This is a genomic window from Caulobacter sp. S45 (assembly GCF_903642205.1).
In the GTDB taxonomy this organism is placed as follows: Bacteria; Pseudomonadota; Alphaproteobacteria; order Caulobacterales; family Caulobacteraceae; genus CAHJWH01.
In genome coordinates this window covers 1-13,847 of sequence record NZ_CAHJWH010000080.1, presented here as the reverse complement: position 1 = coordinate 13,847, position 13,847 = coordinate 1, and the positions used below count along the sequence as shown (strand labels likewise).

14 protein-coding genes are annotated in these 13,847 nt (G+C 71.7%); 7 read left to right on the top strand and 7 right to left on the bottom strand.

Annotation, left to right across the window (positions count from 1 at the left end):
* From HUV06_RS09460 to HUV06_RS09450, 3 genes are all read left to right on the top strand, one after another.
* The coding region (locus HUV06_RS09460) for an aldo/keto reductase (RefSeq protein WP_174301020.1) at positions 1-531 on the top strand (531 nt) is incomplete at its 5' end.
* A 159-nt stretch (positions 532-690) separates the two neighbouring features.
* Positions 691-3,075, top strand: a complete 2,385-nt coding sequence (locus HUV06_RS09455) for a tetratricopeptide repeat protein (protein ID WP_174301019.1) — start codon at positions 691-693, stop codon at positions 3,073-3,075.
* The gene (locus HUV06_RS09450) at positions 3,068-4,468 is read left to right on the top strand and encodes a hypothetical protein (RefSeq protein WP_174301018.1); all 1,401 of its coding nucleotides are present in this window, start codon (positions 3,068-3,070) and stop codon (positions 4,466-4,468) included. The genes HUV06_RS09455 and HUV06_RS09450 overlap by 8 nt, the downstream gene beginning before the upstream one ends.
* 6 nt (positions 4,469-4,474) lie before the next feature.
* On the opposite strand, the gene HUV06_RS09445 is transcribed toward HUV06_RS09450, so the two are convergent.
* Positions 4,475-4,912, bottom strand: coding sequence for an HIT family protein (locus HUV06_RS09445; protein WP_174301017.1), 438 nt, complete (start codon positions 4,910-4,912; stop codon positions 4,475-4,477).
* A gap of 97 nt (positions 4,913-5,009) precedes the next feature.
* Here HUV06_RS09445 and HUV06_RS09440 point away from each other — a divergent pair, with 97 nt between their 5' ends.
* Together HUV06_RS09440 and HUV06_RS09435 are read left to right on the top strand one after the other, a co-directional pair.
* Positions 5,010-5,585 (top strand): DUF4287 domain-containing protein, encoded by a 576-nt coding sequence (locus tag HUV06_RS09440; RefSeq protein WP_174301016.1) that lies wholly within the window; start codon positions 5,010-5,012, stop codon positions 5,583-5,585.
* Positions 5,586-5,601: 16 nt separating this feature from the next.
* Complete coding sequence (locus HUV06_RS09435; protein ID WP_174301015.1) at positions 5,602-6,378, top strand: pseudouridine synthase; 777 nt, start codon at positions 5,602-5,604, stop codon at positions 6,376-6,378.
* Here HUV06_RS09435 and HUV06_RS09430 read toward each other — a convergent pair.
* The 3 genes from HUV06_RS09430 to HUV06_RS09420 all read right to left on the bottom strand — a co-directional run bounded on the left by HUV06_RS09430 (position 6,375) and on the right by HUV06_RS09420 (position 8,444).
* A complete protein-coding gene (locus tag HUV06_RS09430) occupies positions 6,375-6,740 on the bottom strand; it encodes a hypothetical protein (RefSeq protein ID WP_174301014.1) in 366 nt (121 codons plus the stop codon). The two genes, HUV06_RS09435 and HUV06_RS09430, sit on opposite strands and share 4 nt — an antisense overlap.
* Before the next feature lie 167 nt (positions 6,741-6,907).
* Positions 6,908-7,417: a DUF4142 domain-containing protein gene (locus tag HUV06_RS09425; RefSeq protein WP_174301013.1), complete on the bottom strand. Its 510-nt coding sequence runs from the start codon at positions 7,415-7,417 to the stop codon at positions 6,908-6,910.
* A gap of 43 nt (positions 7,418-7,460) precedes the next feature.
* Positions 7,461-8,444, bottom strand: a complete 984-nt coding sequence (locus HUV06_RS09420) for an SDR family oxidoreductase (RefSeq protein ID WP_174301012.1) — start codon at positions 8,442-8,444, stop codon at positions 7,461-7,463.
* 133 nt (positions 8,445-8,577) lie between these two features.
* On the opposite strand from HUV06_RS09420, the gene HUV06_RS09415 reads away from it, so the two are divergent.
* Complete coding sequence (locus tag HUV06_RS09415) at positions 8,578-9,504, top strand: AEC family transporter (protein WP_174301011.1); 927 nt, start codon at positions 8,578-8,580, stop codon at positions 9,502-9,504.
* 11 nt (positions 9,505-9,515) lie between these two features.
* On the opposite strand, the gene HUV06_RS09410 is transcribed toward HUV06_RS09415, so the two are convergent.
* Positions 9,516-10,223 (bottom strand): methyltransferase, encoded by a 708-nt coding sequence (locus HUV06_RS09410; RefSeq protein ID WP_254601017.1) that lies wholly within the window; start codon positions 10,221-10,223, stop codon positions 9,516-9,518.
* A gap of 202 nt (positions 10,224-10,425) precedes the next feature.
* On the opposite strand from HUV06_RS09410, the gene HUV06_RS09405 reads away from it, so the two are divergent.
* Positions 10,426-11,406 (top strand): polyprenyl synthetase family protein, encoded by a 981-nt coding sequence (locus HUV06_RS09405; protein ID WP_371811045.1) that lies wholly within the window; start codon positions 10,426-10,428, stop codon positions 11,404-11,406.
* Positions 11,407-11,556: 150 nt separating this feature from the next.
* On the opposite strand, the gene HUV06_RS09400 is transcribed toward HUV06_RS09405, so the two are convergent.
* Positions 11,557-12,666, bottom strand: a complete 1,110-nt coding sequence (locus tag HUV06_RS09400) for an NAD(P)/FAD-dependent oxidoreductase (RefSeq protein WP_174301010.1) — start codon at positions 12,664-12,666, stop codon at positions 11,557-11,559.
* Positions 12,667-12,711: 45 nt separating this feature from the next.
* Complete coding sequence (locus HUV06_RS09395; protein ID WP_174301009.1) at positions 12,712-13,452, bottom strand: sulfite exporter TauE/SafE family protein; 741 nt, start codon at positions 13,450-13,452, stop codon at positions 12,712-12,714.
* Positions 13,453-13,847: the final 395 nt, after the last annotated feature.

Here is a 13,847-nt window from a genome sequence, read left to right as displayed (position 1 = left end):
GCCCCTGACGGATCGAAGCTCTGGGACGGGCTGCTGCAGCTGAAGGAGAGGGGGGTGGTGGGTGCGCTAGGCATCACCGCCTGTGTCTGCGACGATCCGGTGGGGCTTGCCCGACGCTTCCGGCCGGACCTCATGCAGCTGCCGCTGAGCCTGCTCGACCAGCGGCTGCTGGCCTCCGGGGCCTTGGACGAGATCGCCGGGCGCGGCGTGGAGCTGCACCTGCGCTCGATCTTCCTGCACGGCCTGCTGTTCTTCGAGGGCGGCCCGACGGCCGCGCCGGCGCCCCTGTCGCCGGACATCTCGCGCGTGCGACGCGTGCTGGCCGAGGCGGGTGCGGACCCGATGCAGGCGGCGCTGGCCTTCGCCCTGTCCCGACCACAGGCCTCAGCCGTGGTGGTGGGCGTCGGCTCGCCCGCCGAGCTGCGCGCCGTGGTCAAGGCCGCCTCCAAGCCCGGGCCGGACCTGGACTGGAACGCCTTGCGGATGGATGTCGCCTGCGGGCTCGATCCGCAGCTCTGCCGGGCGGCCTGAAGCCCGACTACGATCCTTGAGTGGCGATAGCGGCGCGCAAAAGATGCCGCGGCCATGGCCGGCGGTGCTCCCCAGATGCATCAGCGAGTGGCGTTCGACGGCGAGCCCGCGAAGACGCGGGCCTTCCTGCCTTCGCAAGATTGAGGCATGCAGTGGCCCATGCCCGCCTCTGCCGCCGAGCTGATCGTGGACGGCCTGGCGCATCATCGCGCCCATCGCCTGGAGGAGGCCGCAACCCGCTTCCAGGCCGCAACCGACCGCGATCCGCGTGCGGCCCAGGCCTGGCGCATGCTCGGCCTGATCTCCCAGCAGCAGGGCCGCTTCGCCGACAGCCTGGAGCCCACGCGCCGGGCGCTGGCCCTGGAGCGCAGCGCCAGCGACCTGTCCAACCTGGCCAACGCCTTGACCTGCCTGGGCCGGGTGGAGGAGGCGCTCGCGGCGGCGACGGAGGCGGCCGATCTCGATCCCGCCCTGCCCGCGGCCCAGGCGAACCTCGGCGTCGCTCTGCGAGCGCTCGGACACAGAGAGGCGGCGGTGGACCGCTTCCGCAGAGCCGCGGAGCTCGAGCCCCGCAGCGCCGAGGCTCACGCCAACTTGGGCGTCGCGCTCACCGAACTGGGGCATCTCCAGGCGGCGGAGGCGGCGCTGGAGACCGCGCTCACCCTCGCCCCAAGCTGGGCTGACGGCTGGTACAACCTCGGCAACGCCCGCCTGCGCCAGCTTCATCTTCCCCAGGCCGAAGCCGCCTACCGTCGTGCGATCGCCCTGGCTCCCGGCCATGCCGACGCCCACGCCAACCTGGCCGCCACCCACAAGGCGCTGGGCCGCCAGGATCTGGCGCTCGCCCACTCCGCCGACGCCGCGCGACTTAGGCCCGGTGATCCGCAGGTGCTGCAGAACCATGCCCTGACCCTGGCTGAATTCGGCCGCCACGCCGACGCAGCCCCCGTCTACGAGGCTGCGATCGCCCTCGATCCTACGATCGCGAGCCTGCACACGAATCTTGGAAGCGCGCTGCAGGAATGGGCGCGCACCCGCAACGACACCGGCGTCTTGCCGCTGCTCGACCGCGCGATCCTGGGCCACCTCGCCGCCATCGCCCTCGATCCCGGCCTGCTCGCCGCCCGCTCCAACCTTGGCCTGGCCCTGCTCGCCCGCGGGCGCTTCGCCGAGGCCACGCAGGCCTTCGAGGACGCCATCGCCAGGTGGCCGCAGGTGGCCTCGCTGTACAGCAACCTCGGCCAGTGCCTGTGCGACCTGAAGCGCTACCCGGAAGCGGAAGCGGCATGCCTTCGGGCGCTTGAGCTGGACGCCGGGATGGCGGAGGCCTGGTCCACCCTGGGCAACGTTCTGGTGGGCCGGCGCGAGCATACGCAGGCGGAAATCGCCTACCGCCGCGCGGTGGAGCTGCGCCCCGACATGGCAGGAGGCTGGTGCAACCTCGGCGTCGCGCTGTTTCGCGAGAACCGCGCGGCGGAGGCGGAGGCCGCCTACGAGCAGGCGCTGGCCCTCGATCCCAATCTCGCCGACGCCCACTGGAACCAGGCGCTCGTGCGGCTGCAGCGGGGCGACTACGCCAAGGGCTTCGACCAGTACGAGTGGCGGCTGAAGCGCCCCGGGCGCCTGCGGGACGAGGCGCAGTTCCGCCAGCCCTTGTGGGACGGCTCGGACCTGGGCGGCGCCGCCATCCTGGTCCATGCCGAGCAGGGGTTCGGCGACGCCCTGCAGTGCGTACGCTTCCTGCCCCAGGTGGCGGCCCGCGGAGGCCGTGTGGTGCTGCAGGCGCGCGCTCCGCTCAAGCGCCTGCTTGAGCGTGCGTCGGGGGTCGACACCTTCGTCACGGATGGCGAGGCGCCGCCTGAGGTCGCCTGCCGCCTCCCGCTGTTCAGCCTGCCTCGCCTGTTCGCCCGAGATCTCGCCGCCCTGCCTGGACAGAGCCCCTATCTCTCAGCCGATCCGGAGCTGGCGGCGGTATGGCGGATGCGGATGGAGGGTCTGTCACGCGCCGTCCCGCAGGGTCTGGCAGATACCGCACCCTCTGGCGAAGACGGCAGGCGCGCATGGCGCGCGTCGCCCCTGCGTGTCGGCATCGTGTGGAGCGGCAATGTCAGCTCCGAGGTGGAGCAGGGTCGCTCAATCCCGCTGATCGCCTTCTCGCCGCTGGCTCGCCCGGGCGTGCGGCTGGTCAGCCTGCAGAAGGGGGACGGGCTGGAGCAGCTCGCGACCGCCCCGTTCGAGGTGCTCGACCTCGGCTCCGACTATCTTGACGGCGACTTCGCCGACACCGCCGCGGTGCTGGCCAACCTGGACCTGCTGGTCACCTGCGACACCGCGGCCGTCCATCTGGCGGGCGCGCTCGGCCTTCCCACTTGGCTGGCCATCAGCACCGTTCCCGACTGGCGCTGGCTTGAGGCCCGCGCCGACAGCCCCTGGTATCCGAGCGTCCGCATCTTTCGCCAGCAGGTCCGGGGCGAGTGGGGCGGCGTGTTCGCCGCCATGGCCGAAGCTCTCCTATCCTCGACGACGGAGAACGCTGATGGGTGACGGGGGCAAGCCAGCCATGGGGGGGCTCGCAGGCGCCGCGGCCATCCTCCTCCTGAGCGGAAGCGCGGCCGGCGCCCAGCCGATGCCGGGCATGGCCATGCCCTCGTCAAGCGCCGCGCCCGACGCTCCGCCGACGCCGTCCGCGCCTGCCGCGAACACGTCCGACGTCTTGGCGGGGATGGGCAGGTCCGGCATGGGCGGTATGAACATGAGCTCCATGCAGGGCGACCTCGCCGCCTATCCCGCCCTGCGGGACGCCTCCGGGACCTCGTGGCAGCCGGACTCCTCGCCGATGGAAGGGGTGATGGGGGAGGCCTACGGCTGGTCGCTCATGGCGCACGGCTACGCCACGCTCGACTATGACGATCAGGGCGGCCCGCGTGGCGACCAGAAGACGTTCGTGGAGACCATGTTCATGGGCATGGCCCAGCGGCCGCTCGGCGGGGGGACCTTCACGCTGCGCGCCATGGGCAGCCTCGACCCGCTGATGGGCGCACGGGGCTACCCGCTGCTCCTGGGAACCGGCGAGACCCCCGATGGAAAGACGGAGCTGGTCGACCGCCAGCACCCCCACGACCTCGCCATGGAGCTGGCTGGCGTCTATAGCCACCCGATCCAGCGCGATCTCAGTGGTTTCCTTTACGTCGGCTGGCCGGGCGAGCCGGCGATCGGGCCGGTGACCTACATGCACCGCTTCTCAGGCATCGCGAACCCGGAGGCGCCCATAGACCACCACTGGCTGGACTCCACCCATATCACCTTCGGCGTGGTCACCGGTGGACTGGTCTGGCGCGACTGGAAGCTCGAATCCTCATGGTTCAAGGGCCGCGAGCCAAACCAGTTCCGCTACGACTTCGACCACCCACGCCTGGACAGCTGGTCGCTCCGCCTAAGCTGGAATCCATCGCCCGACTGGTCGCTGCAGGTCAGCCGCGCCCACCTGAAGAGCCCTGAACAGCTCGATCCCGCCCAGGACCAGGACCGCACCACCGCCTCGGCCACCTACAACAAGGCGTATCGGATCAAGGGCGTCGTCGGGGACTGGCAGACCACTTTCGCCTGGGGCCGCGACGCCGACAGCCCGGGGATCACCAGCGACGCCTACCTGCTGGAGTCCGCGGCTGCGCTCGGCCGCCACACCCTGTTCGCCCGCGCCGAGAACGTCAGCAAGAACGAGCTGTTCGCCGACGATCCGGACAGTCCGCTGTACGGGCGGGTGTTCAACGTCAGCAAGTACAGCGTCGGGTACTTCTACACCCTGCCCTTCGCCCGGGTGTACGGAGTGGATGTGGGCGGACTGGCCAGCCGCTACTCGCTGCCCTCTGCGCTGAACGTGACCTACGGGTCGAACCCTGCCTCGTTCATGCTGTTCACCCGCGTCAAACTGCGCTGAGCCCGGTCAGTCGATCTCGGCGGCGATCGCCCGGGCCAGGACGGCGAGTTCGTCTGCATCTGCGGCGGTCCCCTGCGCATGACCGCGTAGGGGTTCGTGCGCATAGCGGGGGATGACGTGGAAGTGCAGGTGAAAGACGGTCTGGCCCGCTGGAGCGCCATTGAACTGGCTGACCGCCAGTCCGTCCGGCTTCAGTGCCGCCCGCGTCGCCCGCGCGAGGCGCTGGACGCCGGCGATCAGCTTCGCCAGGTCGCCCGGCTCCACGTCCAGCAGGTTGCGGGCACGGGAGGCCTTGCCGATCACCAGCAGATGGCCGCGCGACTGCGGGAAGATGTCCATGAAGGCGAAGACGTCCGCGTCCTCATAGACCTTGGCGCAGGGTAGTTCGCCGCGCAGGATGCGGGCGAACAGGTTGTCGGGGTCGTAGGCGCCGTCCAGGCTCATCAGCGGGTCTCCTCGGCTCCGGCGCCGACGCGAGCGGGCGCCGGCGTTCGGACGATTAGGCCCGGGACGATCTTCAGGGAAGCGCAAGGAGCGCGACATGCCGCACTGGGACCCCGCCACCCTCACCGAACCGCAGCGCAAGTGGTTCGCCTCCGTGCGCCAGGGCCTGGAGCGCGACACCGGCCGCACGCTGGAGGCCTGGGTCGAGATCGCCCGCACCTGTCCCGAGACCCGTCACCGCGCCCGGCTGACCTGGATGAAGGAGGTGCACGGCCTGGGCCAGAATCGCGCCTCCACCGTGCTCGCCGAGGCCTTCCCGGAGCCGACCGCGCCAGCGCCGTCCGGCGACGATCCCCTTTGGGCCGACCCGGCGAGGCAGGTTCTCTTCAAGGCGCTGGCTAGGATGGCGACCGGACTGGGCGGCGTGGTGGTAGGGCGACGCAAGACCTACACCGCCTTCTCGCGCCGCTATCAGTTCGCCGCGGCGCGCCCGCTGGGAGGTGGCGCCGTGCGCCTTGGCCTGGCCGTCGAGCCGGAGCTCGATGGGCGGCTGTGTCCAAGAGAACGAGAGAGCTGGTCCGAGCGGCTGACGGCGCAGATCGACCTCGCCGACCCGGGACCGCTGGATGCCGGGTTCGCGCAGCATCTGCGTCGCGCGTGGGCGAGGTCGTGAGGGGCGAGGCGAAGCCATGGCCTGGACGCGGGTCTATACGGAGGCCGAGCCCCAGCGGATCAACCGCTGGCTGGCCCAGGCGGGCGTGTGCTCCCGGCGCGAAGCCGAGGCGCTGATCGCCGCCGGCCGGCTCAGCATCGATGGCGCGCGCGTAGGCGACCCCGGCCGCAAGATCGCCCCCGGCGAGACCCTGACCCTGGAAGACGCCGCCTCGGGCCCCGACGCCGCGCCGATCAGCGTGGTCGTGAACAAGCCGGTCGGGATCGTCTCCGCCCAGCCGGAGGGGCGCCAGGTTCCCGCCGCCCGCCTGCTCACCCGCGGGACCCTGTGGGGAGCCGATGGCGTGGGCGTGCCGGCTGGCGAACGGCTTGCGCCGCTGGGTCGGCTGGACATGGACTCTCGCGGCCTGCTGCTGCTGTCCCAGGACGGCGTGCTCGCCAAGGCGGTCATCGGGCCGGACTCGCGGGTCGACAAGCAGTACGTGGTGCAGGTGTCCGGCCCCCTGGACGACCGCAGGATCGCGCGGCTGCGCCACGGCCTGCGGCTGGACGGGCGTGCGCTGAAGCCGGCCCGGGTTGTCCGGATCGCCGGCCAGAGGCTGGACGTCACCTTGTGGGAAGGACGCAACCGCCAGATCCGGCGCATGTGCGAGGCGGTGGGACTGGACGTCGTCGACCTGCTGCGCGTGCGCATAGGCCCGCTGCAGCTGGCGGACCTGCCGGAGGGGCGCTGGCGGCCTCTCGACCCCGACGAACGGAGTGCGCTCGTACGCGCCGCGACACCCGGACGTTAAGGCTTGGCCAGCTCACGCCGCAGCCGCGCGACGAGAACGACGCCGACGACGGCCAGCACGGCCACGGTGTCGGCCACCCAGTCCTTCACGTCCATGTCGCGATGCACGAAAGGCAGGCCCTGGATCAGCTCCACCAGGGCGCCGCACGCGCTGAGAGCCGCCGCAATCCATTCGATCCTCACCTTTGGGAAGGCCGCCAGGGCGCAGGCGGTCAGCGCGAAGAAGGCGCTGAAATGCTCAGCCTTGTCCCAGGGGAACAGGTGGGGACGCATGGCGGTAGCGGGCGAGAACGCACCCCAGGCGGTGAGCAGGACGCAGACGACCAGCGCCGCCCGCGCGGCGATCAGGAAAGGGCGTTTCAAGGTCTGCAGTCTCTCTGGGCCGGAAGGGCGCCCGGCAAGTGCACCCTCTTATACCCGCCGCCTGGCCACCCTCCAGACTACAGACAGCCCTCAGCAGGCAAGCCGACGATGCGCCGCGCCCAGCCTGAGCGCCCGATGACCGGATGGCCCAGGAGGCGATCCGCTCGTCAGGGCTGGAGCCGCCGCGCCATGTCGAGGTGGTGCTGGACGATCGGAACAGCTGACGCTGCAGTCCTTCGCAGGTTCGGATCGGAGCCGTCCGCAGCGTAGCCCTGCTCGACGACCAGCGCTTCCTGATGAGACAGCACCTGCTGTCTGACATAGGCCCTGTCGAAGTCCGGCGCTCTCAGGCTTTGCAGCTGGCTCAGCAGTTTCTGGCCATCATCGTTCATGCCGTCGGGCGGCGGGGGCATGCCGGACGCCAGGCTCGCCTGCTGCAGGGCTTGGCGGGTGCGGGTGTGATCCTGGATCATCTTGCGGGCGAAGGCGCGCACGCTCCCGTCCCGGCTTTCGACCTCCGCCACGCGGGCGGCCTGGATCTCGTACTGATCCGACGCCGACGCCGCCTTGACGAAGTCACGGGCAGACATGGGCGCAGGAGGCTGGGCTCCGGATGGCTGGACGCCGGTCATGACGGCGAGCAGACCGGCTGCAACGAAGACCTGAGCGTTCGGCATGGATGGATTGTCCCTGGTCCGACGGGTTACGGCGGCGCAGCGGCTAGGGCTGTCCCTGACCGCCGCCCGCCCCATAGATGTTACCCGTGGTGTAGCTCCCGTCGTCTTCGGCCAGCCTGACATAGATGCCGGCCAGCTCCGCCGGCTGTCCCGGGCGACCCAGGGGCGCTGTGGCCCCGAAGGTCACGACCTTGCCTTCGGTCGCGCCGCCGGAGACCTGCAGGGGCGTCCAGATCGGGCCCGGCGCGACCCCGTTCACTCGGATGCCCTTGGGCCCGAGCTGCTTGGCCAGCGACTTGACGTAGTTCATCGTCGCCGCCTTCGTCTGCGCATAGTCGTAGAGATCGGAGGCCGGGTCGTAGGCCTGCTCCGAAGTGGTGCCGATGATGACGGAGCCGGGCTGCAGGTGCGGCAGGGCCGCCTTGATTATCCAGAACGGCGCGTAAATGTTCGTCTTCATCGTCCAGTCGAAATCCTCGTCCGATATGTCCAGGATCGAGGCGTTGGACTTCTGGCGCCCGGCGTTGCTGACCACGATGTCGAGTCCACCCAGCCCGCGCACCGCCTGATCGACCAGGCTGCGGCAGAAGGGCGCCGACCGGAGGTCCCCCGGGATCGGCACCGCCGTCCGCCCGGCCCTGCGGATCAGGTCGACGACCTCCCGCGCATCCGGCTCCTCGACGGGAAGGTAGTTGATGGCGACATCCGCGCCTTCGCGGGCGAAGGCGATCGCAGCCGCACGCCCCATGCCCGAGTCGCCGCCGGTGATCAGCGCCTTGCGGCCCCGCAGCCGTCCGGAGCCGACATAGCTCGCCTCGCCATGGTCGGGGCGCGGGCTCATCTGGCCCGCCAGTCCCGGGAAGGGCTGCGACTGCGGCGGGAAGGGGGGCTTGGGGTACTTGTCGCGCGGGTTCTGCTTGCCGCCAAGGGGCTGCTGCTGGGGCTGGGCCCCGGCCGGAGCCGCGACGCTGGCGGCGACGCCTGCCGTGGCGATGGTCATGAGCTGGCGGCGGGTCGTCTCTTCCATGGCGTCCTCGGATCCGTGCCGCCTCCCAACCTGGAGGCGCCGCGGAAAGTTTCATGCCGGCCTTTGGTCGCTCACCGCTTGCCGATACTGGAACAGGCCGCCTTGTCCCTGTGATGCACCTTCGGAGATCGCCGTGTCCATCATCCAGAAGGTCCTGCCCTTCTTCCTGGTCATGCTCGCCGGCGCCGCCCTCGCGCGAGGGCGCGTGCTGGACGCGGGCGGCGTGACGGGCCTGTCGCGCTACGTCTACTGGCTCGGTTTCCCGGCGCTGCTGATCCACAGTCTGGGCGCGGCCACGCCGCCCTCGCCCTCTATCGCCCTCGGGCTGGTCGGCTATGCGGCCGGCGCGCTCTGTCCGCTGCTCCTGGCCGCAGGCCTGGGACGCGCCATGCGGTGGCCGCCCGGTGTCCGGGCGGCGCTGCCCATGTGTGCGGGCCTCGGCAACACCGGCTTCCTCGGCCTGCCGCTGGTGGTGTCGCTGCTCGGCGCGCGTGCGCAGGGCTGGGCCGGGGCGCTGGTGGCCATCGACTGGGTGGTGCTGGCCTCGGTGTCGGGCGCGTCGCTGCACCGGGGGTCGGGCGAGGACCGCAGCACGCTCCGGGCGCTGGGACGCGGGCTGTTCACGCCCATCGTTGCGGGGGCGGTGATCGGAACGGCGCAGATGCTGGGAGGCTGGCGCTGGCCGGTTCCGGTGGAGGCGGCGATCTCGACCTTGTCCGCCAGCGCCACGGCGGCGGGGCTGGTGGCCCTGGGCGCAGTGCTGGCAGCCAGACGGGTGGCCGGCCAGCCGCGCGAGGCGGCGGCGCCGGTCTGGTCGGCGGTCGCGATCAAGCTGCTCGCAGGGCCGGCCTGCGTCGGGTTGACGGTGACGCTGTCTGGCGCCCCCGCAGCCTTTCGCGCGGCTGCGGTGGTCATGGCCGCCTGTCCCACCGCCGTGACGGTCTTCATACAGGCGCGCACGGCGGGAGTGTTCGGCGAGGGGTCGGCCCGGGTGGTGGCGCTCTCCACCCTGCTCTCGGCCTTGACCCTGACGCTGATCGCGGCCCTCGTGGCAGGCTGACCGCCTGCCAGTCAGCCCCAGCCGAGGTCGGCCTCACCCCGCAGGACGAGATCGGCCTCGGGACGACCGGCGTCGCCTTCCCTAAGGACGAGCGGCGGCAAGAGCGCCAGCGGTCCCCGCCCGGCCTTGGTCGCCTGCACCAGCACCCGCTTCGCCGGCCGGCCGGCGAAGGCGTGCACAGGGCGGATGCGGAAAGCCCCTCCGCCCTGGCCGAGCCCCGCCAGCAGGTCCGCCAGCCGGTCGGCGCGGTGCACGACCACGACCCGGCCGCCCTCGCGCACCGCCTTCAGCAGGAAGGCGGTCCAGGCCGCCAGGCCGTCCTCGGCCATCCAGGCCCCCATCCGCTCCGGCGAGGGAGCGCGAAGTGCGCCGGGATCATCGAAGAAGGGCGGATTGGCGAAGGCGACGTCGAACGGCGCCAGGCCCAGCGCCGGGAAGCGCCGCCCCACCTCTCCCTCGACGGCGCGGACGCGATCCTGCAGGGCGTTCATGGCTATGTTCGCCTCAGCCAGCGCCAGGGAGGCCGGATCGCGTTCCATGCCGACGAGCTGGGCGTGCGGACTCCGCGCCGCCGCCTGCAGCAGGACCGCGCCCACGCCGCAGCCGGCCTCGAAACCCCGCTCCCCCGCCTGCAGGCCCAGGCTGGCGGCAAGCAGCGCCGCGTCCAGCCCCGCACGATAGCCGGTCTTCGGCTGGCGCAGCCGCACGGCTCCACCCATCAGCGCATCACAAGTAAACGCCTCGCCGGGAAGGGCGTCGCCGCTCTCACATTCCGGCCTCGCCTCGCCCATATCCTTGACCATGCAGGGCGGTGTAACCATTGTGCCGCCCGTCGGCGATGGGCCCTTACGGGGCCTCTCGCGGGCGCAGGAGCAAGTCTTGGAAGTCGCAACCGCGCCCGTCCTGGCGCCGCCCGCCTCCGTGGAGCGGCTGTTCGAGCTGTCGGCCGTGGACATGGCCGGCGTCGACGCCCTGATCCGGGCTCGGCTGGCCAGCGACGTGCCCCTCATCCCTGCGCTGGGCGAACACCTGGTCGAGGCCGGCGGCAAGCGGCTGCGCCCGCTGCTGACTGTGGCGGCGGCGCGGCTGTGCGGCGGCGGCGGGGAGGGCGCCTGCAAGCTCGCGGCGGCGGTGGAGTTCATCCACACCGCGACCCTGCTCCACGACGACGTGGTGGACGGCTCCAAGCTCAGGCGGGGCAAGGTCGCGGCCCACCTGATCTGGGGCGGGGCGGCCAGCGTCCTGGTCGGCGACTTCCTGTTCGCCCGCGCCTTCGAGCTGATGGTGGAGACGGGCCGGCTGCAGGCGCTGAACATCCTGGCCCGCGCCTCGCGCATCATCGCCGAAGGCGAGGTCCTTCAGCTCACCCGCGCCCACGACCTGGAGCTGGACCAGGGCACCTACCTGGAGATCATCCGCGGCAAGACCGCCGAGCTGTTCGCCGCCGCGGCCGAAGCCGGCGCGGTGGTAGCGGGCGGTTCTGCGGCCCAGGTGAAGGCGCTGGCGGCCTACGGGCTGCAGCTGGGGTTGGCCTTCCAGCTCACCGACGACGCCCTGGACTATGGCGGGGCGTCCGAGACGCTCGGCAAGAACGCCGGCGACGACTTCCGCGAGGGCAAGGTCACCCTGCCCCTGCTGCTGGCCATCCGCCGCTGCGGCGCGCGCGAGACGGAGTTCTGGCGCCGCGCGGTGGGCGCCCCCCCCGCGGACGGCGAACAGTCCGACGCGGACTTCCGCCGCGCCCGCGACCTTATCGCCGGCACGGGCGCCCTTTCCGACACCCTGGCGCTGGCCCAGGACTATGCCGACGCCGCCAAGGCGGAACTGCGCATCTTCGCGTCCGGCGAGTGGCGGGCCTCGCTGGAGGCGCTGGCCGACTTCGCGGTTGAGCGGACGGCGTAGCGGCTAGCCCCTCTCCACCTCCGTCAACCTCATCCTGGGCTTGTCGAAGGACGATGTCGCCCACCGCGGCGCGACGCCTCGTCCTTCGACGGGCTCAGGATGAAGCGGATGTAGGGGCGTGCCACGTCGAACGGGTCAGACCCGAAGCGATCAATCTTCCAGGGTCTCCCGCGCCCGCCCCGCCACCACATCCGCCAGCGCCAGCGATGCGGTCAGCCCCGGCGACTCGATGCCGAACAGGTTGATCAGGCCTGCGATCCCGTGCCGGTCCGCGCCGTCGATGCGGAAGTCGGCGGGCGGCTCTCCCGGTCCTGACAGCTTGGGTCTGACGCCGGCGTAGTCGGGCGCGAGCCGGCCGTCCTCCAGCCTGGGCCAGTAGGCGCGCACGGCTTCATAGAACGCCAGAGCCCGCGCCGGGTCGACGCGATAGTCGATCGCTTCCACCCACTCCACGTCCGGGCCGAAGCGCGCCTGGCCGGCCAGGTCCAAGGTCAGGTGGACGCCCAGCCCGCCGACCTGCGGGACGGGATAGATCAGCCTGGAGAAGGGGGAGCGGCCCCTCAGGCTGAAATAGCTGCCCTTGGCGAGGTGCAGGCGCGGCACGTGCTCAGCCCCAAGGCCCGACACCCGCGCCGCCAGGGTCGTGGCCCCCAGGCCGGCTGCGTTCACGACGACGCGGGCGAGAAGCTGCGTCGCCCCGCCGAACGCCACCGCCAGACCGTTTCGCATCGGCGTGACGGAGGTCGCCTCGGTCCCAAGGGCGAAGACGGCGCCGTTCGCCTCTGCTTCGCCCTGCAGCGACAGCATGTAGGCGTGTACGTCCAGGATGCCGGTGGAGGGCGACAGCAGGGCGCCCGTCGCCTGGAGACCGGGCTCCAGCGACATGGCCTCCGCGCCGTCCAGGCGACGCAGGTCCTCCACGCCGGCGTTCGCCGCCGTAAGCGCGATCGCGTCGAGCTGCGCGAGCTGGCCTTCGGAGGTCGCCACGATGAGCTTGCCGCAGCGGCGGTGCTCCACCCCGCGCGCGCGGCAGTAGGCGTAGAGGCGTTCGCGTCCCTCCACGCACAGGCGCGCCTTCAGCGAGCCCGGCGGGTAGTAGAGGCCGGCGTGGATGACGCCGCTGTTGCGCGCGCTGGTCTGCGATCCGACGAGGCGCCCCGCCTCGGCCACCACCACCTCGCGGCCCTGGAGCGCGAGCGCTCTCGCCACGGCGAGGCCCACCACGCCTGCGCCCACGACAAGGACCTCGGCGGTGTCCATCGCGGCGTCAGCCGCGCGGCGCGCCGGGCGCGGTCCGGCCGACGCTCACCTGGAGCCCCGCAGGAACAGCCCCACGGTCAAGCAAAGCCCCAGCACCACCACGAAGCCGCGGATCAGCCGCTCGTCCACGCGGCGCAGCAGCTGGGCGCCGCCATAGCCGCCGATCACCGCGCCGGCGCCGAGCACCGCCACCCGGGTCCAGGGTATGCCTGGCGTGAACAGGAAGATCAGCACGGCGGCGGCGTTGATCACGCTGGCCAGCACGTTCTTGCTCGCCGCCGCGATCCGCACCGTCAGCCCCGCCGCCGTCAGCGCCGCCAGCATGAGGAAGCCGATCCCGCCGCCGAAGTAACCTCCATAGACCGCGATCAGGAACTGCAGCGCCGCGGCCACTTTGGGATCGATCCCCCGAGCCACCGCGTCGGCCTTCCTGAAGAAGCTGCCATAGGCGAACAGGCCGGTGGCGAACAGCACCAGCCACGGCACCATGTGGGCGAAGAAGCTGGGAGGGGTGGAGAGCAGCAGCACCGCCCCCACCGCGCCGCCCCCAAGACTGATCAGCATGAGGGTGCGGAAGCTCAGGCCCGCGGCCCCGCTCGCGGCCTTGCGGCCCACCCAGCCGGTGGTCACCTGGCCCGGGAACAGCGCCAGGGTGGAGGCGATGTTGGCGGCCCGCGCGTCCAGCCCGCTCAGGATCAGGGTCGGCAGGGTGACGAACGAGCCGCCGCCCGCGAGCGCGTTCTGCACGCCGGCCCACAGCCCTGCGGCGAAGAGCACGAACAGCATGATCTACACGCCTCCTGACGGCGCCCGGAGGCTGGACGGCGCCTAACAGCGATCAGGAGCGGTGCAAAGGAAAGCCGCACCGGGCGCCGGCTGTTTCGGCGCGAAACGATGCCGCGAAGCTACGCCGCCGGACCGTTTGCCGCGCCAGCTTTGAGCCCGCTACAGCTGACACGAACATGCCTCATTCGTGCAGCACCGCTCCCGCTCCCTCCCGGAGTCCGCCCCCTTTGACCTCCACTCCTCCCGCCACGCGGCGCAGGCCGCGCTGGCCTGTCGCCGTGCAGGGGGCGGTGGTCGCCGCGGTGGGCGTGGTCCTGCTGCTGGTGCTGGTCGCAGCGCCCGCCGCCCTGCGCGCCGCCGGATCGAAGCCTGAGGCCGCCCCGCCTGCGCCGCCG